22 protein-coding genes and 2 tRNA genes are annotated in these 18,332 nt (G+C 69.0%); 17 read left to right on the top strand and 7 right to left on the bottom strand.

Features of this window, described 5'->3' with window-relative positions; all coding sequences use genetic code 11:
* Positions 1-29: 29 nt before the first annotated feature.
* The 12 genes from PG878_RS19435 to PG878_RS19380 all read left to right on the top strand — a co-directional run bounded on the left by PG878_RS19435 (position 30) and on the right by PG878_RS19380 (position 10,360).
* Entirely contained in the window at positions 30-362 is a 333-nt protein-coding gene (locus PG878_RS19435; protein ID WP_010341396.1) for a J domain-containing protein, read from the top strand.
* Between the two features lie 9 nt (positions 363-371).
* On the top strand, positions 372-1,040 hold the full coding sequence (gene rpe / locus PG878_RS19430; RefSeq protein WP_209030214.1) for a ribulose-phosphate 3-epimerase: 669 nt from the start codon (positions 372-374) through the stop codon (positions 1,038-1,040).
* A gap of 1 nt (position 1,041) precedes the next feature.
* On the top strand, positions 1,042-1,524 hold the full coding sequence (locus PG878_RS19425) for a GNAT family N-acetyltransferase (protein ID WP_209030215.1): 483 nt from the start codon (positions 1,042-1,044) through the stop codon (positions 1,522-1,524).
* 217 nt (positions 1,525-1,741) lie between these two features.
* Complete coding sequence (gene yegS / locus PG878_RS19420; protein WP_209030216.1) at positions 1,742-2,680, top strand: lipid kinase YegS; 939 nt, start codon at positions 1,742-1,744, stop codon at positions 2,678-2,680.
* 363 nt (positions 2,681-3,043) lie between these two features.
* Complete coding sequence (gene trpE, locus PG878_RS19415; protein ID WP_026144605.1) at positions 3,044-4,519, top strand: anthranilate synthase component I; 1,476 nt, start codon at positions 3,044-3,046, stop codon at positions 4,517-4,519.
* On the top strand, positions 4,516-5,586 hold the full coding sequence (locus PG878_RS19410) for a threonine aldolase family protein (protein WP_209030217.1): 1,071 nt from the start codon (positions 4,516-4,518) through the stop codon (positions 5,584-5,586). The genes trpE and PG878_RS19410 overlap by 4 nt, the downstream gene beginning before the upstream one ends.
* Before the next feature lie 27 nt (positions 5,587-5,613).
* Positions 5,614-6,387, top strand: a complete 774-nt coding sequence (locus tag PG878_RS19405; protein WP_425611790.1) for an SIMPL domain-containing protein — start codon at positions 5,614-5,616, stop codon at positions 6,385-6,387.
* 10 nt (positions 6,388-6,397) lie between these two features.
* The gene (locus PG878_RS19400; protein WP_017910185.1) at positions 6,398-6,976 is read left to right on the top strand and encodes an anthranilate synthase component II; all 579 of its coding nucleotides are present in this window, start codon (positions 6,398-6,400) and stop codon (positions 6,974-6,976) included.
* 50 nt (positions 6,977-7,026) lie between these two features.
* Positions 7,027-7,665: a flavin reductase family protein gene (locus PG878_RS19395; RefSeq protein WP_209030219.1), complete on the top strand. Its 639-nt coding sequence runs from the start codon at positions 7,027-7,029 to the stop codon at positions 7,663-7,665.
* 38 nt (positions 7,666-7,703) lie between these two features.
* On the top strand, positions 7,704-8,741 hold the full coding sequence (gene trpD / locus PG878_RS19390) for an anthranilate phosphoribosyltransferase (protein ID WP_209030220.1): 1,038 nt from the start codon (positions 7,704-7,706) through the stop codon (positions 8,739-8,741).
* Positions 8,742-8,828: 87 nt separating this feature from the next.
* Positions 8,829-9,626 carry an indole-3-glycerol phosphate synthase TrpC gene (gene trpC, locus PG878_RS19385; protein ID WP_010341411.1) on the top strand — a complete coding sequence of 266 codons (798 nt, stop codon included), beginning with the start codon at positions 8,829-8,831 and terminating at the stop codon, positions 9,624-9,626.
* Positions 9,623-10,360 (top strand): haloacid dehalogenase-like hydrolase, encoded by a 738-nt coding sequence (locus tag PG878_RS19380; RefSeq protein WP_209030221.1) that lies wholly within the window; start codon positions 9,623-9,625, stop codon positions 10,358-10,360. The genes trpC and PG878_RS19380 overlap by 4 nt, the downstream gene beginning before the upstream one ends.
* 40 nt (positions 10,361-10,400) lie before the next feature.
* On the opposite strand, the gene PG878_RS19375 is transcribed toward PG878_RS19380, so the two are convergent.
* From PG878_RS19375 to crp, 3 genes are all read right to left on the bottom strand, one after another.
* Complete coding sequence (locus PG878_RS19375) at positions 10,401-11,417, bottom strand: glycoside hydrolase family 5 protein (protein ID WP_244672500.1); 1,017 nt, start codon at positions 11,415-11,417, stop codon at positions 10,401-10,403.
* A 183-nt stretch (positions 11,418-11,600) separates the two neighbouring features.
* On the bottom strand, positions 11,601-12,359 hold the full coding sequence (locus PG878_RS19370; protein WP_209030222.1) for a sulfite exporter TauE/SafE family protein: 759 nt from the start codon (positions 12,357-12,359) through the stop codon (positions 11,601-11,603).
* A 27-nt stretch (positions 12,360-12,386) separates the two neighbouring features.
* Positions 12,387-13,076, bottom strand: a complete 690-nt coding sequence (gene crp / locus PG878_RS19365) for a cAMP-activated global transcriptional regulator CRP (protein ID WP_010341415.1) — start codon at positions 13,074-13,076, stop codon at positions 12,387-12,389.
* Between the two features lie 144 nt (positions 13,077-13,220).
* Between crp and speD the strand changes: the two genes are divergently transcribed.
* Together speD and sugE are read left to right on the top strand one after the other, a co-directional pair.
* Positions 13,221-14,015 (top strand): adenosylmethionine decarboxylase, encoded by a 795-nt coding sequence (gene speD / locus PG878_RS19360; RefSeq protein WP_017910332.1) that lies wholly within the window; start codon positions 13,221-13,223, stop codon positions 14,013-14,015.
* Positions 14,016-14,133: 118 nt separating this feature from the next.
* Positions 14,134-14,451 (top strand): quaternary ammonium compound efflux SMR transporter SugE, encoded by a 318-nt coding sequence (gene sugE, locus PG878_RS19355; protein WP_209030223.1) that lies wholly within the window; start codon positions 14,134-14,136, stop codon positions 14,449-14,451.
* A gap of 17 nt (positions 14,452-14,468) precedes the next feature.
* On the opposite strand, the gene PG878_RS19350 is transcribed toward sugE, so the two are convergent.
* Positions 14,469-14,966 (bottom strand): hypothetical protein, encoded by a 498-nt coding sequence (locus PG878_RS19350; protein ID WP_244672501.1) that lies wholly within the window; start codon positions 14,964-14,966, stop codon positions 14,469-14,471.
* Between the two features lie 195 nt (positions 14,967-15,161).
* A complete protein-coding gene (gene coq7, locus PG878_RS19345) occupies positions 15,162-15,806 on the bottom strand; it encodes a 2-polyprenyl-3-methyl-6-methoxy-1,4-benzoquinone monooxygenase (RefSeq protein ID WP_148829503.1) in 645 nt (214 codons plus the stop codon).
* A gap of 216 nt (positions 15,807-16,022) precedes the next feature.
* Here coq7 and rplM point away from each other — a divergent pair, with 216 nt between their 5' ends.
* Both rplM and rpsI read left to right on the top strand, forming a co-directional pair.
* On the top strand, positions 16,023-16,451 hold the full coding sequence (gene rplM, locus PG878_RS19340; RefSeq protein WP_010341420.1) for a 50S ribosomal protein L13: 429 nt from the start codon (positions 16,023-16,025) through the stop codon (positions 16,449-16,451).
* A gap of 2 nt (positions 16,452-16,453) precedes the next feature.
* Positions 16,454-16,846: a 30S ribosomal protein S9 gene (rpsI, locus tag PG878_RS19335; RefSeq protein WP_010341421.1), complete on the top strand. Its 393-nt coding sequence runs from the start codon at positions 16,454-16,456 to the stop codon at positions 16,844-16,846.
* A 498-nt stretch (positions 16,847-17,344) separates the two neighbouring features.
* Here rpsI and PG878_RS19330 read toward each other — a convergent pair.
* Both PG878_RS19330 and PG878_RS19325 read right to left on the bottom strand, forming a co-directional pair.
* Positions 17,345-17,419: transfer RNA gene (locus PG878_RS19330), tRNA-Gln, on the bottom strand.
* A gap of 41 nt (positions 17,420-17,460) precedes the next feature.
* Positions 17,461-17,537: transfer RNA gene (locus PG878_RS19325), tRNA-Met, on the bottom strand.
* 120 nt (positions 17,538-17,657) lie between these two features.
* On the opposite strand from PG878_RS19325, the gene PG878_RS19320 reads away from it, so the two are divergent.
* The gene (locus PG878_RS19320; protein WP_010341422.1) at positions 17,658-18,269 is read left to right on the top strand and encodes an RNA pyrophosphohydrolase; all 612 of its coding nucleotides are present in this window, start codon (positions 17,658-17,660) and stop codon (positions 18,267-18,269) included.
* The last annotated feature ends 63 nt before the right edge of the window (positions 18,270-18,332 follow it).

The raw sequence follows: 18,332 nt of genomic DNA, 5'->3' as shown, positions 1-18,332 counted from the left end.
GGCCCTGACGCCGCGCCCGCCCTTGCCCCATGCCCTGGTACGGAAAACTGCTCGGCGCCATCGCCGGGGCCCTGTTGCTGCGGCCCACGCCGGTGCTGGGCGCGTTGATCGGGCTGCTGATCGGGCATGCCTTCGACGCCGACTGGTTCAAGCTGTCCCAGCGCGAGGATCCCTACCGCGAGCTGGGCCTGACCCGCGACGCCACCGACGCCGAGATCGAACTGGCCTATCGCCGGCTGATGTCCCAGTACCACCCCGACAAGGTCGCCAGCGCCAGCCCCGAGTTGCGCGCCCGCGCCGAGAAGAAGGCCAGCCAGCTCAACACCGCCTACGACCGTATCCGCACCCTGCGCAAGCGCTGAGATCCCGCCATGTCCGACTGCATCATCTCCCCGTCCATCCTGTCCGCCGATTTCGCCCGCCTCGGCGAGGAAGTGGATGCCGTGCTGCGCGCCGGCGCCGACTGGATCCACTTCGACGTGATGGACAACCATTACGTGCCGAACCTGACCATCGGCCCGATGGTCTGCCAGGCGCTGCGCAAGCACGGCGTCACCGCGCCGATCGACGTGCACCTGATGGTCGAGCCGGTGGATCGGCTGATCCCGGATTTCGCCGAGGCCGGCGCCAGCCTCATCAGCTTCCACCCCGAGGCCAGCCGCCACGTGCACCGCAGCATCCAGCTGATCAAGTCGCACGGCTGCAAGGCCGGCCTGGTGCTCAACCCGGCCACGCCGGTGGACATCCTCGACTGGGTACTGGACGACCTGGACCTGGTGCTGGTGATGTCGGTCAACCCGGGCTTCGGCGGCCAGGCCTTCATTCCCTCGGCGCTGGACAAGCTGCGCGCGATCCGCACCCGCATCGACGCCAGCGGCAAGCCGATCCGGCTGGAGATCGACGGCGGGGTCAAGCCGGACAACATCGCCGCGATCGCCGCCGCCGGCGCCGACACCTTCGTCGCCGGCTCGGCCATCTTCAATGCGCCGGACTACGCCGAGGTGATCAAGCAGATGCGCGCCGCGGTGGCGGGGCGCTGAGATGGCGGCGCTGCAGATCCGCCCGGCAGTGGCCGACGACGCGGCGCTGATCCTGCGCCTGATCCGCGACCTGGCCCGCTACGAGCGCGCCGAGGACGCGGTGCAGACCGACGAGGCCGGCCTGCGCGCGACCCTGTTCGGCGCCGACGCCCGCGCCAAGGCGCTGATCTGCGAGGCCGACGGCCAGCCGATCGGCTACGCGGTGTACTTCTACAATTACTCCACCTGGCTCGGCCGCAACGGCCTGTACCTGGAAGACCTGTACGTGGACCCGGCGCACCGCGGCGTCGGCGCCGGCAAGGCGTTGCTGCAGCACCTGGCACGGCAGGCGATGGCCGAGGGCTGTGGCCGCTTCGAATGGTCGGTGCTGGACTGGAACCAGCCGGCGATCGACTTCTACGAAGCGGTCGGCGCCCGCGCGCAGGACGAGTGGACCGTGTACCGGCTGCAGGGCGAGGCGCTGGCCCGGTTCGCCGCCGGCTGAGCGGCGCCGGGCGGCCAAAAGAAAAGAACCGCACCGTCGCCGGTGCGGCCCCTGGGAGATAAATCGGAGGCTGATCCTGCCTCCATCCGTCTTCCTTGCTATGGCCTCCCATGTTCCGGACGCTCGGTGACGTGCGTATGACAATCACCGCGCCCGGATTCACGCATCGCGCATGCAGCGCCCACTAGCCTGGGCGCCTCACCCCGGGATGGTTCGCATGGCTGCAGCGCATTGGCGTCTGATCCTCAACGGCAAGTCGGCCGGCGACGAGGCATTGCGCGAGGCGGTCATGGCCATGCGTACGCGCGGCGTGGCGCTGCAGGTGCGTGTCACCTGGGAGCAGGGCGATGCCGAGCGCTACGTGGCCGAAGCGGTGGCCGATGGCGCCGCCTGCATCGTCGCCGCCGGCGGCGACGGCACCCTCAGCGAGGTCGCCACGGCGCTGGCGCATCGCCAGGAAACGGGTGACGAGCTGCCGGCCCTGGGTCTGGTGGCGCTGGGCACGGCCAACGACTTCGCCACCGCCGCCGGCATCCCGCTGCCGCCGCTGGAGGCGCTGGAACTGATCGCGCACACGCCGGCGCTGCCGATCGACCTGCTGCGCATCGAGGCCGAGCACGGCCCGCACTGGTGCGCCAACGTCGCCAGCGGCGGCTTCGGCACCCAGGTCACGGTGGAGACCGACGAAGGCCTGAAGAAGATGCTGGGCGGGCTGGCCTACCTGGTCACCGGCATGAGCCGGCTGGGCCGGATCGATCCGATCCGGGCCCGCTTCGAGGGACCGGAGTTTTCCTGGGAAGGCGATTTCATCGCGCTCGGCCTGGGCAATGGCCGCCAGGCCGGCGGTGGCCAGGTGCTGTGCCCGGACGCGCTGCTCGACGACGGCCTGCTCGACCTGACCCTGGTGCCGGAGCTGACCGGCGAGGTCGCCGCGACCCTGGGTACGCTGGTCACTTCCGGCAAGCAGGCCGCGCTGGAGCGGGTGGCGGTGCGCGCACGTCTGCCGTGGCTGCGGATCGAGGCGGCGCAGCCGCTGACCCTGAACCTGGACGGCGAGCCGGAAACCTCGCGCCACTTCCGCATCGATTGCGTGCCCGGGCGCCTGCGTATGCACCTGCCGCCGGAGTCGCCGCTGCTGCAGCCGCGCGGGCGTTAGCCGCCCCGCATTCGTCTGCTCGCGTGCTGCCAGCGTATTGCTCTCGTAGGAGCGGCTTCAGCCGCGACAAGCATCCCCGGTAACGCCCGTCGCGGCTGAAGCCGCTCCTGCGGAGATGTACCCCAGGCAATTAACCCCCTGTGGGAGGGACTTCAGTCCCGACGCGACGCCCTTGCCGACCACCTCCGCACCGCACTCGATCGGTCGCGTCTGCAACCGTTGCCAGTCGCCGCAGTTGCGGTAAAGTAGCCGCCGTGTCCAGCCTGACGACCCCGCGTTCCTTCACTTCCGCTCGCCGTGCGTGGCGATGGTGGCCTGCAGCCGTCGTCCGCCCTGTCACCGAGTCCCGGAAGGAAAGCCGTCTTGATTACCCGCGAGCAGTTCCAGCGCTACGCCGCTGAAGGTCACACCCGCATCCCCGTCGTCCGCGAAGTGCTGTCCGACCTGGACACGCCGCTGTCGGTCTATCTCAAGCTCGCCGACGCCCCGCACACCTATCTGTTCGAATCGGTCGAAGGCGGCGAACGCTTCGGGCGCTATTCGATCATCGGCCTGCCGGTGCGCCGTGTGTACACCTTCCGCGGGCACACCCTGGAGGTGCGCGACCATGGCGAGCTGATCGAGCGCCGCGAGGTCGCCGATCCCTTCGCCGAGGTCGAGGCGCTGCGCGCCCAGCATGTGGTGCCCAAGCTGGCGGGCGTGCCCGGCTTCACCGGCGGCCTGGTCGGCTGGTTCGGTTTCGAATGCATCGGCTACATCGAGCCGCGCCTGGCCGGCGCCGTCGCCCGCGACGAGCTGGACACGCCGGACATCCTGCTGATGCTGTCCGAGGAAGTGGCGGTCTTCGACAACCTCAAGGGCCGCCTGTACCTGATCGTGCATGCCGACCCGGCCGAGGCCGACGCCTGGGAGCGCGCGCAGGCGCGTCTGGATGCGCTCACCACCACGCTGCGCCAGCCCGGCGCCGGCTACCCCGCGCCGCTGGCGCGCGACGTGCTGGACGAGAGCGATTTCGTCTCCGGCTTCACCCGCGAGGGCTTCATCGCCGCGGTGGAGAAATCCAAGGACTACATCCGTGCCGGCGACATCTTCCAGGTGGTGCTGAGCCAGCGCCTGAGCGTGCCGTTCACCGCACGCCCGGTGGACGTGTACCGCGCGCTGCGCGCGCTGAACCCGTCGCCGTACATGTATTTCCTCGACGTCGGCGACACCCAGGTGGTCGGCTCCTCGCCCGAGATCCTGGTGCGGCTGGAGAATGGCCAGGTCACCGTGCGCCCGATCGCCGGCACCCGCCCGCGCGGCAAGACCCCGGAAGAGGACCAGGCACTCGAGGCGGAACTGCTCGCCGATCCGAAAGAACGCGCCGAACACCTGATGCTGATCGACCTCGGCCGCAACGATGCCGGCCGGGTCTCGCAGGCCGGCAGCGTCGCGGTCGGCGAGCGCTTCGTGATCGAACGCTACAGCCACGTCATGCACATCGTCAGCGAAGTCACCGGTACCCTGCTGCCCGGCCTCAGCTACGCCGACGTGCTGCGCGCCACCTTCCCCGCCGGCACCGTCAGCGGCGCGCCGAAGATCCGCGCGCTGGAAGTCATCCGCGAGCTGGAGCCGATCAAGCGCAACGTCTACGCCGGCAGCATCGGCTACCTCGGCTGGCACGGCGATGCCGACACCGCCATCGCCATCCGCACCGCGGTGATCAAGCACGGCCGCCTGCACGTGCAGGCCGGCGCCGGCATCGTCTACGACTCCGATCCGCAGACCGAATGGGACGAGACGATGAACAAGGGCCGCGCGCTGTTCCGCGCGGTCGCCGAAGCGGCGAAGGGGCTGTGAACGCCGCCGCGCCGCGGATCGGCTTCCGCAACGACTACAGCGAAGGCGCGCATCCGCGCCTGCTCGCCGCCCTGGCCGCCGCCAGCGCCGAGCAGAACGCCGGCTACGGGCTGGACCGGCACAGTGCGCGCGCCGCGCAGTTGATCCGCACCGAGATCGGCTGCGCCGATGCCGACGTGCACCTGCTGGTCGGCGGCACCCAGACCAACCTCACCGCCATCGCCGCGTTCCTGCGCCCGCACCAGGCAGTGATCGCCGCGGCCTGCGGTCACATCGCCACCCACGAGACCGGCGCGATCGAGGCCACCGGGCACAAGGTGCTCACTGTTGAGGCGGCCGACGGCCGGCTCACGCCGGAGCGGATTGCGCCGTTGCTGGCCGAGCACGGCAACGAGCACATGGTGCAGCCGCGGCTGGTCTACGTGTCCAACACCACCGAGGTCGGCACGCTGTACCGCAAGCGTGAGCTGCAGGCGCTGCGCGCGTTCTGCGACGCGCACGGCCTGCTGCTGTTCCTGGACGGCGCGCGCATCGGCAGCGCGCTCACCGCCGAGGGCAACGACCTGCGCATGGCCGACGTCGCTGCGCTCACCGATGCGTTCTACATCGGCGGCACCAAGAACGGCGCGCTGCTCGGCGAGGCGCTGGTGCTCCTCAACCCGGTGTTGAAGGCGGATTTCCGCTACCTGCTCAAGCAGCGTGGCGCGCTGCTGGCCAAGGGCATGGTGCTGGGCACGCAGTTCGCCGTGCTGTTCGAGGATGGCCTGTTCTACGAACTGGCTGCGCACGCCAACCGCATGGCCACGCGGCTGCGCGACGGATTGGCCGCCGCCGGTGCGCAGTTCGCCTCGGACTCGCCGACCAACCAGCTGTTCGTGATCCTGCCCGCCGCGGACGTCGAGACGCTGGCGCAGCGCTACGACTTCGAGCGCTGGCAGGTGCTGGACGATGGCCGCTGGGTGATCCGCTTCGTCACCTCCTGGGCGACGCAGGACGCGGCGGTCGATACGTTGATCGCGGATTTCGCTGCGCTACCCCAATCCGGCACGCAGCGTGCGGCCGGCTGACATTCCGCCAGGGAGAGGAAAATGAAAATCCGTACGCTCGTTGCCTGGGCCGTTGCCGCAGTGCTGGCCTTGCCGGCCGTCGCCAGCGCACAGGTCAACAGCCTGCCGTCGCAGCCGCACCTGTTGGTGAAGGGGGAGGCCGAGCGCGAGGTGATTCCTGATCGGTTCAACATCAAATTGACGTTGGAAGCCGTCGATTTCGCGCCGGCGGTGGCGCGCGCCCGGGTGCAGGAGGACGCGACGAGCATCCTGGCTGGATTCAAGCAGCATCATGCGCTGAGCAACAGCGTGCAGGCGTCCACCTTGTCGATCGAGCCGGAGCGGCGCTACGAGAACGAACGTCAGGTGTTCAAGGGAACGAAGGTGACACGCACCCTGTCCGCCGAGTTTTCTACGCTGGACGATGTCCGCCAGTTCCTGGCCGGGCTGAAGACCAGTCAGTCTCTTCAGGTTTCCAATATCGTTCCCGCCTACAGCAAGGAAGCCGAGGTGCGCGCCGAACTCAAGCGCCAGGCGGTCGAACAGACGCGCGTCTCGGCGCAAGAACTGGCACGCGCCTATGGGGTGTCGCTGGGCGGGCTGTACACGATTTCCACGGTCGCCCCCAACTTCGCCTACGGAATTCAGGCAGGCACCTGGCAAGGAGGGCGAAGCCAGGTTGGCGACGGCTACGGATACAGCCTGGACGCCATCCAGGTGACGGGCAACCGCGCGGCCGCGGCGCCGTTGGCCGAATCCCTCGAAGCCGGCAGCCTCACCCTTTCCGAAAACGTCTATGCGGTCTTCCTGATCGCGCAATGAGTCCTTCGCCATGCTGCTGATGCTGGATAACTACGACAGCTTTACCTACAACCTCGTGCAGTACCTGCAGGCGCTCGGCGCCGAGGTCAAGGTGGTGCGCAACGACGCGCTCAGCGTGGACGAGATCGAGCGCCTGGCGCCCGAGCGCATCGTCATCTCGCCGGGACCGTGCACGCCGAACGAGGCGGGCGTGTCGCTGCAACTGATCGAGCGGCTGGGTCAGCGCATCCCGATCCTGGGCGTGTGCCTGGGCCACCAGAGCATCGGCCAGGTCTACGGCGGGCAGGTGGTGCGTGCCGGCACCATCATGCACGGCAAGACCTCGCGCATCCGCCACGAAGGCCGCGGCGTGTTCGCCGGCCTGCCGGATCGCTACGAGGCTACCCGCTACCACTCGCTGGTGGTGGAGAAGACCACGCTGCCCGACTGCCTGGAAGTGACGGCCTGGACCGAACACGACGACGGCACGGTGGAGGAGATCATGGGCCTGCGCCATCGCCAGTTCCCGGTCGAGGGCGTGCAGTTCCACCCCGAGTCCATCCTCACCGAGCATGGCCACGCCTTGCTGAAGAACTTCCTGGAGCGCTGAGCGCGCCGCGCCGGCGCTGCCCGCCTTCCGTCACTGCCGGACCCCTGCCGATGCACGAGCGCACCGACGCCTTCCATTTCTACGAACCGGCCAACGGCCACGGGTTGCCGCACGATCCGTTCAACGCCATCGTCGGGCCGCGGCCGATCGGCTGGATCGGCTCGCGCGGCGCCGACGGCGTCGCCAACCTGGCGCCCTACAGCTTCTTCAACGCCTTCAACTACGTCCCGCCGATCGTCGGCTTCGCCAGCATCGGCTGGAAGGACAGCGTGCGCAACATCGAGGCCACGGGCGAGTTCACCTGGAACCTGGCGACGCGTCCGCTGGCCGAGGCGATGAACGCCAGTTCCGCGGCGGTGGCGCCGGAGGTGGATGAGTTCGCGCTGGCCGGCCTCGTTGCCGCGCCCTCGCGCCTGATCGGCGCGCCGCGGGTGGCCGCCAGCCCGGTCAGCTTCGAATGCCGGCTCAGCCAGCTGCTGCCGCTGCAGAGCGCGCGCGGCGAGCCGATCCAGACCTGGCTGGTGCTGGGCGAGGTGGTCGGCGTGCACATCGCCGAGCACGCCCTGCAGGACGGCATCTACGACCCGGCCGCGGTCGCCACCCTGCTGCGCGCCGGCGGACCGGCCGACTACTTCGAGGTGCTGGCGCAAGGACGCCTGCGCATGCCGCGGCCGACCCAGGCGCGCTGAGCGCCGCCCTTTCTTCCGTTTACGAGCAGATCGTCTCCATGACCATCACCCCCCAGCAAGCCCTGCAACGCACCATCGAGCACCGCGAGATCTTCCACGACGAGATGGTCGGGCTGATGCGGCAGATCATGCGCGGCGAGGTGTCGCCGATGATGACCGCGGCCATCCTCACCGGCTTGCGGGTCAAGAAAGAAACGGTGGGTGAGATCGCCGGTGCGGCAGTGGTGATGCGCGAGTTCTCGCGCACCGTGCCGGTCGCCGACCGCACCCACATGGTCGACATCGTCGGCACCGGCGGCGACGGCTCGCACACCTTCAACATCTCCACCTGCGCGATGTTCGTGGCCGCGGCGGCCGGCGCCAAGGTCGCCAAGCACGGCAACCGCAGCGTCTCCTCCAAGTCCGGCAGCGCCGACGCGCTGGAGGCGCTGGGCGCAGCGATCGAGCTGCAGCCCGAGCAGGTGGCGCAAGCGCTGGCGGCCACCGGCATCGGCTTCATGTTCGCGCCGGTGCACCACCCGGCGATGAAGGTGGTGGCGCCGGTGCGGCGCGAAATGGGCGTGCGCACCATCTTCAACATCCTCGGTCCGCTGACCAACCCGGCCGGTGCGCCGAACATCCTGATGGGCGTGTTCCACCCCGACCTGGTCGGCATCCAGGCACGCGTGCTGCAGGAACTGGGCGCCGAGCGCGCGCTGGTGGTGTGGGGCCGCGACGACATGGACGAGCTCTCGCTCGGCGCCGGCACCCTGGTCGGCGAGCTGCGCGACGGCCAGGTCCGCGAGTACGAGGTGCACCCGGAGGACTTCGGCATCGCCATGTCGGCCAGCCGCAATCTCAAGGTCGCCGACGCGGCCGAATCGATGGCGATGCTGCGCGCCGTGCTCGACAACGTGCCCGGTCCGGCGCTGGACATCGTCGCCTTCAACGCCGGCGCGGCGCTGTACGTGGCCGGCCTGGCCGCTGACATCGGCGCCGGCATCGTCCTGGCGCGCGCGGCCATCGCCGACGGCCGCGCGCGGGCCAAGCTGGAGGCATACGTGGCCTGCACCCGCGGCCTGGCCGGGCTGGACTGAACCGCCTTCGCCAGCGCCCGATCCCGGTTCTCACCCCCGACACCCTGCATCGCCGATAATCCGGCCATCCCCCAGGATTCCCACCGCATGAGCAGCGACATTCTCCGCACCATCCTCGCGCGCAAGGCCGACGAGATCGCCGAGCGTAGCGCGCGCGTGCCGCTGGCCGAGCTGGTCGCCCGTGCCGAGGCCATGCCGCCCACCCGCGGCTTCGCCCGCGCGCTGCAGGCGGCCATCGCCAACGGCGACCCGGCGGTGATCGCCGAGGTCAAGAAGGCCAGCCCGTCCAAGGGCGTGATCCGCCCGGACTTCCACCCGGCCGACATCGCGGTCAGCTACGAATTCGGCGGCGCGGCCTGCCTGTCGGTGCTGACCGACGAGGACTTCTTCCAGGGCCACGACCGCTATCTGCAGCAGGCGCGCGATGCCTGCACGCTGCCGGTGCTGCGCAAGGATTTCACCATCGATCCGTACCAGGTGTACGAGGCACGCACGCTCGGCGCCGACTGCATCCTGCTGATCGTGGCCGCGCTGGACGACCTGCAACTGGCCGAGCTGTCGTCGCTGGCCCTGCAACTGGGCATGGACGTGCTGGTGGAAGTGCACGACATCGACGAACTGGAGCGCGCGCTGCAGGTGCCGGCGCCGCTGATCGGCATCAACAACCGCAACCTGCGCACCTTCGAGGTGTCGCTGCAGACCACCTTGTCGATGCAGAACGCGGTGCCGCGCGACCGCCTGCTGGTCACCGAAAGCGGCATCCTCGGCCCGGACGACGTGGCGCTGATGCGCGGCGCCGGCGTGCACGCGTTCCTGGTCGGCGAGGCGTTCATGCGCGCCGAGGAACCGGGCGAGGCGCTGCGCCAACTGTTCTTCGCGGCATGAGCGGGCAGGACGCCAATCCGTATCCGCTGCCGCGCGCCGATGCGCCGCTGGTGGTGTTCGATTTCGACCACACCCTGTACGACGGCGACTCCGGCAGCCATCTGTTCGCCTGGCTGATCAAGCGCAATCCGCTGCGCCTGGCCGCCGCGGTGCTGGCCACGCCGTTGCTGGGGCCGCTGGTGGCGATGCTGCCGACCCGGCGCACCGGCATCTCCGGCTACGTCTGGATCGCCAGCTTCGGCCTGCGCCGCGCGCGCGAGTTCAACCGCATCATCGACCAGTACGTGCTGCAGCATCAGGCGCAGATCCGTCAGCGGTTGCTGCCGCAGGCGCTGGAGGTGTTCGCCCGGCACCGCGCCGCCGGCGATCGCGTGGTGGTCGCCACCGGCGCGCCGCCGGAACTGGCGCGCGCCATCCTCGGCTTCGTCGCGCACCAGGACGTGCCGGTGGTCGGCAGCCTGATCGGCCCGCGCCTGGGTGCGGTCACCGCCACGCGCCACTGCCACAACGAGGAAAAGATGCGCATGCTGCGCGAACTGGGCTACGGCGAGATCGCCATGGCCTATTCCGACAGCACTGCCGATCTGCCGCTGCTGCAGGCCGCGGCCGCGCCGGTGGTGGTCAATCCCAAGCACAGCGCGGTGGCGGTGTTCCGCCGGCTGCTGCCGTCCGGCACGCCGATCCTCAACTGGGGCTGTCGCGACCGCGCCGGCGACGCCGTCGGTTCCCGCTAGGGCAGGCCGCGACGGGTCACCCGGCGGGGGAGGCCGGCGATCAGCCGCCGGCCCCGCGGTAAGCGCTGTCGCTGCCCACCAGCGCATGCTGCAGCGACGCGACCCACTGCCCGCGGTCGATGTCGTAGGCGCCGAAGCTGCCCTCGAATTCCCAATACGCCCAGGCGAAGTGGCGCTTCTCCGCGGCATTGACCACGGCCACCGTCCAGGCCAGGCGATCGGCCGGCGGTGCCTGCTCGTAGGCGCCGAACTCGCCCAGCAGCACCTGCCGATGGTGCGCCTTGGCCCAGGCCGCGATGCGGTCGAACTCGCCGTACAGCTTGGTCCGGTCGGCCGCACTGCCCCAGCTCACGCCGGTGTGGTCGCGGATGTCCGCAGGCGCCCACGGTGCGCCCTGGTGGGTGAAGCGGAACGGGTTGTAGTAGTGCACGGTGACCAGCAGGTGCGCATCGTCGTCGGGCAGGCGCAGGCTGTCGAGCGCGGTGAAGGAATTGCTGCTGGCCGGGCCCACCACCACCGTGCGGGTCGGGTTGTCGCGGCGGATGATCTGCAGCGCATCGCGCAGCAGATCGTTCCACACCGCGCTGGTCATCTGGCCGTTGGGCTCGTTGAGGATCTCGAACAGCACCGACGGCGGCGCATGGCGGTAGCGCGGGGCGATCTGGCTCCAGAACGCCAGCAGCTTGGTCCGGCACACCGCCGCATCGGCGGCGCAGGGGTGGAAGTCGTGTTCGTCCAGGATCACGTTCAGGCCCGCGGCGGTGGCCTGGTCGACCACCGTGTCCAGCGTCTTCAGCCAGGTCGGGTCGAGCTGGTTGTCCGCGTCCATGTGCGCGAACGCCTGCAGGTTGACCCGCACCGTGCGGAAGCCGCCGTCGCGGATCGTGCGGTACAGCGGCGGGCGGAAACGCGCCTTCGCCGGGTCGTTCCACAGCGGGTCGTAGCCGAGGATGTTGACCCCGCGCCCGAGCCGGGCGAAGGCGTCGTCGGCCTGTGCGTGTGGCGCAGGCAGCACCAGACACAGCAAGGCCAGGAAGAGCGGAATGGCACGGTGCATGGCGGATCTCGCGGGGAGGGCGGGGCGAGACGCGCGGCCACCGGCGGCGGCATCCCGGCCGCGATCATCGCGCGGCCCGCCCCGGCAAAAGCGAACGCGGCCTGACCGCCGGATGCGCGTCCAGCGCCGCGTCAGGTGCCATCGACGCCGCTCCTGCGAATCCCCAATCCCGACTTCCGGGCGTCAGCCCACCCACCGAGACAGCGCCCCACCCACCTGATACAGGCTGATGCCCAGCACCAGCAGGCCCACCGCCACCAGTACCCAGCGCTCGCGCACCCGCTTGACCAGCAACGCCGCCAGCGGCGCGGCGAGCATGCCGCCGACCAGCAGGCCGAGCACGATGTCCAGGTGCTGCACGCCCATGGTCAGCAGGAAGGTCAGCGAGATCGACAGTGTCACGAGGAACTCGGCGGCGTTGACCGTGCCGATGGTGGTGCGCGCCTGGCCGCCATGGGCGAGCAGGGTCGAGGTCGCCACCGGTCCCCAGCCGCCACCGCCGCTGGCGTCCAGCAGGCCGGCGACGAAGCCCAGCAGCGGCACCCGCCGCACCTCGCGGCGCGGCAGCGCGCGGCCGGCCGCGCGCAGCAGGATCAGCACCGCCAGGGCGAGCAGGTACAGGTAGACGAAGGGGCGGATCAGCTCGCCCGGCAGTTGCGTCAGCACGTAGGCGCCGGCGACGCCGCCGACCATACCCGGCAGCGCCAGGCGCAGGAACAGCCGCTTGTCGACATTGCCCAGGGCCAGGTGCGACAGCCCCGAGGCGCCGGTAGTGAAGACTTCCGCGCTGTGCACGCTGGCGCTGACCACCGCCGGCGGCAGGCCCAGGCTCAGCAGGACCGACGAGGAGACCAGACCGAAGGCCATGCCCAGCGCGCCGTCCACCAGTTGCGCGGCCAGGCCGACCAGCACGAACCAGTAGAAGGTCTCGCTCAGCACCATCGCGCCGGGCCTAGCGCCCCATGGCGGTCAGCGTGCGCCGTACAGCACCACGGTCTTGCCGCGGGCATGCAGGATGCCGTCGACCTGCAGCTTCTTCAGCACCCGGCCGGCCATCTCGCGCGAGCAGCCGACCAACCGCGCCAGTTCCTGCCGCGACACGCGCAACTGCATGCCCTGCGGATGGCTCATCGCCTCCGGCTCCTGGGCCAGGTCGTGCAAAGTGCGCACGATGCGGTCGGTGACGTCCAGGAACGCCAGGCGGCTGGCCTTGCGCGAGGTGTCCAGCAGGCGCTTGGACAGCTGCACGCCGATCGCGTACAGCACCCGCGGCGCATCGGACGACAGCGAGCCCAGGAACAGCTGGTGCAGGCGCTCGTAGCTGATCTCGGCCAGTTCGCAGGGCGTACGGGTGCGCAGGATCACCTCGCGCTGGTCGGACTCGATGAACAGCCCCATTTCGCCGACGAACTCGCCGCTGCCGAAATAGCCCAGCACCAACTCGCGGTCGTCATCTTCCTCGGCGATGATGCTGACCGAGCCGCTGACGACGTAGTACAGGGTGCCGGCCGGGTCGCCAGGCCTGAACACATCCGTCCGCGCCGGATAGCGGCGACGGTGGCTGTGGGCCAGGAAGCGGTCGATGGTGGCGGTGTCCAACGTCAGAGGACTTGGAGCGATGCGCACAGGTGCTGCAGTGGATGTGTTTCCGGGGCTCATGGCGGCTTCGCTACGGCGTAATTCCCGAAGCTTAACGGGACGCGTTCGCGGCGGCAAACAAGAGACGGGCGCCACGTTTCGCAGCGGAGCCATTTGGCTCATAATTGAGTGTCTTTCCCCACCCACTTCCAGAGGATCCACGCCGTGGTCAAGCCGTTGCCTCGCCTGAGGCTGCAAGGTTTCAACAACCTCACCAAGGCGTTGAGCTTCAACATCTACGACGTCTGCTACGCGATCTCCGAAGAGGAGCGCCAGCGCTACATCGAGTACATCGACGAGCAGTACGACGCCGATCGCCTGACCCAGATCCTCACCGATGTGGCCGAGATCATCGGCGCCAACATCCTCAACATCGCGCGCCAGGACTACGATCCGCAGGGCGCCTCGGTGACGATCCTGATCTCCGAGGAGCCGGTCATCGACAAGAAGGCCGCCGGCAAGGAGATCATTTCCGACGCCGTGGTCGCGCACATGGACAAGAGCCACATCACCGTCCATACCTACCCGGAAACCCATCCGCAGCACGGTATCGCCACGTTCCGCGCCGACATCGACGTCGCCACCTGTGGCGTCATTTCGCCGCTGAAGGCCCTCAATTACCTGATCGAGAGCCTGGAATCGGACATCGTGATCATGGATTACCGCGTGCGCGGCTTCACCCGCGACGTGAAGGGCAAGAAGCACTACATCGACCACAAGATCAACTCGATCCAGAACTTCCTGGCCAAGAACGTCAAGTCGCGCTACGAGATGTTCGACGTCAACGTCTATCAGGAGAACATCTTCCACACCAAGATGCACCTGAAGGACTTCGACCTGGACCAGTACCTGTTCGAGGAGAAGGCCAAGAACCTCTCGTTCAAGGAGCGCATGCGCATCGAGGCGCTGCTCAAGCGCGAGATCGAGGAACTGTTCCACGGGCGCAACCTGTCCGAGTAAGCAGCCTCCACACCGGCGGGACGACCCGCCCGCAGCCTGCGCTGCGACCCCTGCCGACGGCGGCCCGATGTGCAGACATCGGGCCGTTTTCGTTTTCATTTGTCTACGGAGAAAGACAATGCCCTGGATCTACCTGTTGCTGGCCGGCCTGTTCGAGATCGGCTTCGCCCTCGGCCTCAAGTACAGCGAAGGCTTCACCCGGCTGTGGCCGTCCCTGGGGACCATGGCCGGGGCGGGCCTCAGCCTGTGGTTGCTGACCCAGGCGCTCAAGCACATCCCGCTGGGCACCGCCTACGCGATCTGGACCGGCATCGGGGCGCTGGGCACGGCCGTGCTCGGCGTGGTCCTGTTCGGCGACAGCGCCTCGCCGGCGCGGCTGGCCTGCATCGGCCTGATCGTGGTCGGGGTGATCGGCCTGAAACTGGTCGCGCACTGAGCGGCGCGCGCAGGAACTCAGGCGGCGGCGATGCGGCGTCGGGTCAGCACCCGGCCGATCAGCAGCCGGTGCGCCACCACCGCCAGCAGGGCGGCGATCGACAGCGCGATCATCGCGCGGGTGAACACGCTGCCGAGGTTGCCGGCATGCTGCAACTGGTCCAGGCGCCCGAAGCGTGCGGGGTCGGCGTTGGCGTAGGCGATCTCGACGGTGGCGCCGTCCAGCAGCAGCGGCGCGGCCTCGGCGCCGCTGGCCTCGAAGGCGCCGCTGTGCAGCCGGCCCTTGCTCTCGAACACGTAGTGGAAGCGGTAGCGCACCAGCGGCTCGGTCTGCACGCCGAAGGCGCCATCGGCGATCACCGGCACGGTCGCCACCGAATGGTCGCGCAGGATCGCGCTGGCCTGGCGGTAATCGCCGAGCAGGTGGTGCAACAGGGTGCCGCCGCCGATCGCGAACAGGGTCGCGAACAGCAGGCGCGACAACCAGCGGGTGCGGGGCGATGGCGGGTGGAGCATGGGTGCGGGCATGGCAGTCGGCAGGCGGAGCGCACGCGGGCGCGGCTCGGCACGGGTACATCGGTGGCTGCGGCACATGGCGGTGCTGCGGCCGGAACGGCGTGCGCCGACGTGGAATCAGTCAGCGTTCGTTCACTTTACTCCCATCAGGCCGGCATTGCCAGCCGCCGCATCGCCGGCCCGACCGGCGGGCGGCTACAGCCGATAGGCGACGGCCTTCATCAGCCGCGAGGCGGCGGCCATCACCGTGGGGATCGGCGGCGGCAGGCGCCGCGCGCCGGCCTGTTCGGCATGCTCGGCGTGGCGGGCCTCGTCGGCCTTCATCACCGTGAGCACGTCGCGGCTGCGCAGGTCGGCCGGCGGCAGGGTCTGCAGGTGTTCGTCCAGGTGCGCCTCGACCTGGCGTTCGGTCTCGACCACGAAGCCCAGGTTCCAGCCGTCGCCGCGCAGCCCGGCCAGGGTGCCGATCGCGTAGCTGCCGGCGTACCACAGCGGATTGAACAGGCTGGGGCGGCTGTCCAGCTCGCGCAACCGCGCCGCGCACCAGGCCAGGTGGTCGGTCTCTTCCTGCGCCGCCTCCAGCAGGTGCGCACGGGTGGCCGGGTCGCGCGCGACCGCGGCCTGGCCGAAATACAGGCCCTGGGCGCAGACCTCGCCGACGTGGTTGATGCGCATCAGGCCGGCGGCATGGCGGCGCTCGTCCGGCGCCAGCACCACGTCGGCGGTGGCCGCGGCCGGGTAGGGGCGCTGCGCCGGCGGGTCGCCGAACACGGTCTCCAGCGCGCGCTGGGCCTCGACCAGGGCGCGATCGAGCGGGGAATGCTGGCGGCTGGTCGTCATGTGGGGAAGCCCGGAAGCGGTGGGGATCCCGATTTTCGCCGCCGCCCGGCGCACTGCCAAGCGCGCCGCCGGCCCGATCTCTGCCTGCCATGGGTGGACTTGCGCGTGGCGGCCAGGCCACGTAGAATTTCGCCTCTTGCGTTTTTGCAATTCACAACGCGTGGCAAAGTTCCGGCCGTTCGCTGCAGGAATCCGCCCGACCAACCGAGTCTGATCATGAGCACCTTCACTGCTAAGTCCGAGACCGTCCAGCGCGACTGGTATCTCGTTGACGCCGCCGGCAAAACGCTGGGCCGGCTTTCCACCGAACTGGCCCGCCGCCTGCGCGGCAAGCACAAGCCGGTCTACACCCCGCACGTCGATACCGGCGATTACCTGGTGGTGATCAACGCCGAGAAGATCGTCGTCACCGGCAACAAGCTCAAGGACAAGAAGTATCACCGCTTCACCGGCTACATCGGCAACCTCAAGACCGAGAGCCTGGAGCAGGCGCTGGAGCGCCACCCGGAGCGCGTGATCGAAATCGCGGTCAAGGGCATGCTGCCCAAGGGCCCGCTGGGCCGCGCGATGTACCGCAAGCTCAAGGTCTATTCCGGTGCGGAGCATCCGCACGCCGCTCAGCAGCCGCAGGTTCTGGATATCTAATCATGGCGATTTCGCAAAACTACGGCACTGGCCGCCGCAAGTCCTCCACCGCCCGCGTGTTCCTGCGCAAGGGCACCGGCAACATCTCCGTCAACGGCCGTCCGCTGGACGAGTTCTTCGGCCGCGAGACCGCGCGCATGATCGTGCGCCAGCCGCTGGAGCTGACCAAGAACACCGAGAGCTTCGACATCCTGGTCACCGCCACCGGCGGCGGCACCACCGGCCAGGCCGGTGCGATCCGCCTGGGCATCGCCCGCGCGCTGGTCGAGTACGACGAAACCCTGAAGACCGAGCTGCGCAAGGCCGGCTTCATGACCCGCGACGCCCGCGAAGTCGAGCGTAAGAAGGTCGGCCTGCACAAGGCCCGTCGCGCCACCCAGTTCTCCAAGCGCTGATCCATCGCGCCTGGCGTGGGCTCCTTCGGGAGCCTGCTGGGACCAAGCAAAAGCCCGGCTTCGGCCGGGCTTTTGTCGTTCTGGAGTCGCGGGTATGCCGGCAGGAATGTGTGATCGGGGCGGCCCGAAGCCATGGATCTCCTCGCGCCGCCCCGGGAATTGCCGGCCGGCCTGGGGCTGATGAAGGTCCGAGGTCGCCCGCAAGGGTTCGGTGTCTATATCTATAGGGAGGCGGGGTGCGCGCGACCTTGCTAGGACGGCGCCGATGTCGGTGGATCGCGAGTGCTGGCGCCTGCTTCGGCTGATCGGATTCCATCTGGTGAAAAGCCCCCTTGGAGTCCAAGGGGGCGCGCCGACAGGCGCGGGGATGTGGAGGCGGAAGGCCGGGGCCCACACCTTGCGCAGCAAGGTGTGGGGCGCAGGCGCGTAGCGCCTGCGCGAACCCGCAGCCAAACACACAAAAAAGGCCGATCTTTCGATCGGCCTTTTTTGTGTGTTTGGCTGCCCCGGATGGATTCGAACCACCGAATGCCTGAGTCAGAGTCAGGTGCCTTACCGCTTGGCGACGGGGCAATGTGGACTGCAAGTATCGCACGCCTTGGGCGTACACACCATGGTGGCTATGGGTGGACTCGAACCACCGACCCCAGCATTATGAGTGCTGTGCTCTAACCGGCTGAGCTACATAGCCCTGGTGAACCGCCAATTCTTATGGAGAAGCGGGCGCCTGTCAACGGGTTTCTGCGCTGCTTGTGGCCCGGCCGCAGCCATGGCAGAGTCGGAGCCAGTAGATTTTTCAGGAGTCCGCATCGTGATCGATCCGGACGGCTATCGACCGAACGTAGGCATCGTGCTGATGCGGCCGGATGGTCAGGTGTTCTGGGCACGCCGTGTGCGCCGGGACGGCTGGCAGTTCCCGCAAGGCGGCATGAACACCGACGAGACCCCGGTGGAGGCCATGTACCGCGAGTTGCGCGAAGAAACCGGGCTGTTGCCCGAGCATGTGGAAGTGCTCGGCGCCACCCCCGGGTGGCTGCGCTATCGCCTGCCCAGCCGGGCCATCCGCCGCAACGAACGCCAGGTCTGCATCGGCCAGAAGCAGGTCTGGTTCCTGCTGCGGATGCAGTGCGACGAGAGCCAGCTGAATCTGGAACTGACCGAGACGCCGGAGTTCGATCACTGGCGCTGGGTCGATTTCTGGTACCCGGTGGAGCACGTCGTGCTGTTCAAGCGCGGCGTCTACGCCCGGGCGCTGCGCCATCTGGCGCCGCTGGCGCAGACCATCGCCGGCGCCGGCATCCGCGCCATGCCGACCCTGGCCCAGGAGGCTTGGTTGCCGGGCAATACCGCCGGCCACGAGCGGCCGCGCAAGCGTCCGCGCAAGCGCGGCGGGCCTTGGGCGGCGCGGATTAATAACGATTAACGGGCGGAATTGACAACCATTCTCACTTTGGTTTGAATGGGCGCCAGGCGCAGTCCGCGCCGT

The sequence above is a fragment of the Xanthomonas hawaiiensis genome, from assembly GCF_031834635.1.
GTDB lineage: Bacteria > Pseudomonadota > Gammaproteobacteria > Xanthomonadales > Xanthomonadaceae > Xanthomonas_A > Xanthomonas_A sacchari.
The sequence above is the reverse complement of the archived record's forward strand: the minus strand, read 5'-3'. Positions and strand labels throughout refer to the sequence as shown.

Excerpts from the sequence above, each read along its gene's own strand:
- rplM (WP_010341420.1), top strand. The coding sequence starts at position 16,023 with ATGAGCACCTTCACTGCTAAGTCCGAGACCGTCCAGCGCGACTGGTAT.
- coq7 (WP_148829503.1), bottom strand. The coding sequence starts at position 15,806 with ATGACGACCAGCCGCCAGCATTCCCCGCTCGATCGCGCCCTGGTCGAG.
- PG878_RS19395 (WP_209030219.1), top strand. The coding sequence starts at position 7,027 with ATGCACGAGCGCACCGACGCCTTCCATTTCTACGAACCGGCCAACGGC.
- rpe (WP_209030214.1), top strand. The coding sequence starts at position 372 with ATGTCCGACTGCATCATCTCCCCGTCCATCCTGTCCGCCGATTTCGCC.
- trpC (WP_010341411.1), top strand. The coding sequence starts at position 8,829 with ATGAGCAGCGACATTCTCCGCACCATCCTCGCGCGCAAGGCCGACGAG.
- sugE (WP_209030223.1), top strand. The coding sequence starts at position 14,134 with ATGCCCTGGATCTACCTGTTGCTGGCCGGCCTGTTCGAGATCGGCTTC.
- yegS (WP_209030216.1), top strand. The coding sequence starts at position 1,742 with ATGGCTGCAGCGCATTGGCGTCTGATCCTCAACGGCAAGTCGGCCGGC.
- PG878_RS19400 (WP_017910185.1), top strand. The coding sequence starts at position 6,398 with ATGCTGCTGATGCTGGATAACTACGACAGCTTTACCTACAACCTCGTG.
- PG878_RS19435 (WP_010341396.1), top strand. The coding sequence starts at position 30 with ATGCCCTGGTACGGAAAACTGCTCGGCGCCATCGCCGGGGCCCTGTTG.
- PG878_RS19425 (WP_209030215.1), top strand. The coding sequence starts at position 1,042 with ATGGCGGCGCTGCAGATCCGCCCGGCAGTGGCCGACGACGCGGCGCTG.
- crp (WP_010341415.1), bottom strand. The coding sequence starts at position 13,076 with ATGAGCCCCGGAAACACATCCACTGCAGCACCTGTGCGCATCGCTCCA.
- PG878_RS19380 (WP_209030221.1), top strand. The coding sequence starts at position 9,623 with ATGAGCGGGCAGGACGCCAATCCGTATCCGCTGCCGCGCGCCGATGCG.
- PG878_RS19375 (WP_244672500.1), bottom strand. The coding sequence starts at position 11,417 with ATGCACCGTGCCATTCCGCTCTTCCTGGCCTTGCTGTGTCTGGTGCTG.
- PG878_RS19370 (WP_209030222.1), bottom strand. The coding sequence starts at position 12,359 with ATGGTGCTGAGCGAGACCTTCTACTGGTTCGTGCTGGTCGGCCTGGCC.
- PG878_RS19350 (WP_244672501.1), bottom strand. The coding sequence starts at position 14,966 with ATGCTCCACCCGCCATCGCCCCGCACCCGCTGGTTGTCGCGCCTGCTG.
- rpsI (WP_010341421.1), top strand. The coding sequence starts at position 16,454 with ATGGCGATTTCGCAAAACTACGGCACTGGCCGCCGCAAGTCCTCCACC.
- trpD (WP_209030220.1), top strand. The coding sequence starts at position 7,704 with ATGACCATCACCCCCCAGCAAGCCCTGCAACGCACCATCGAGCACCGC.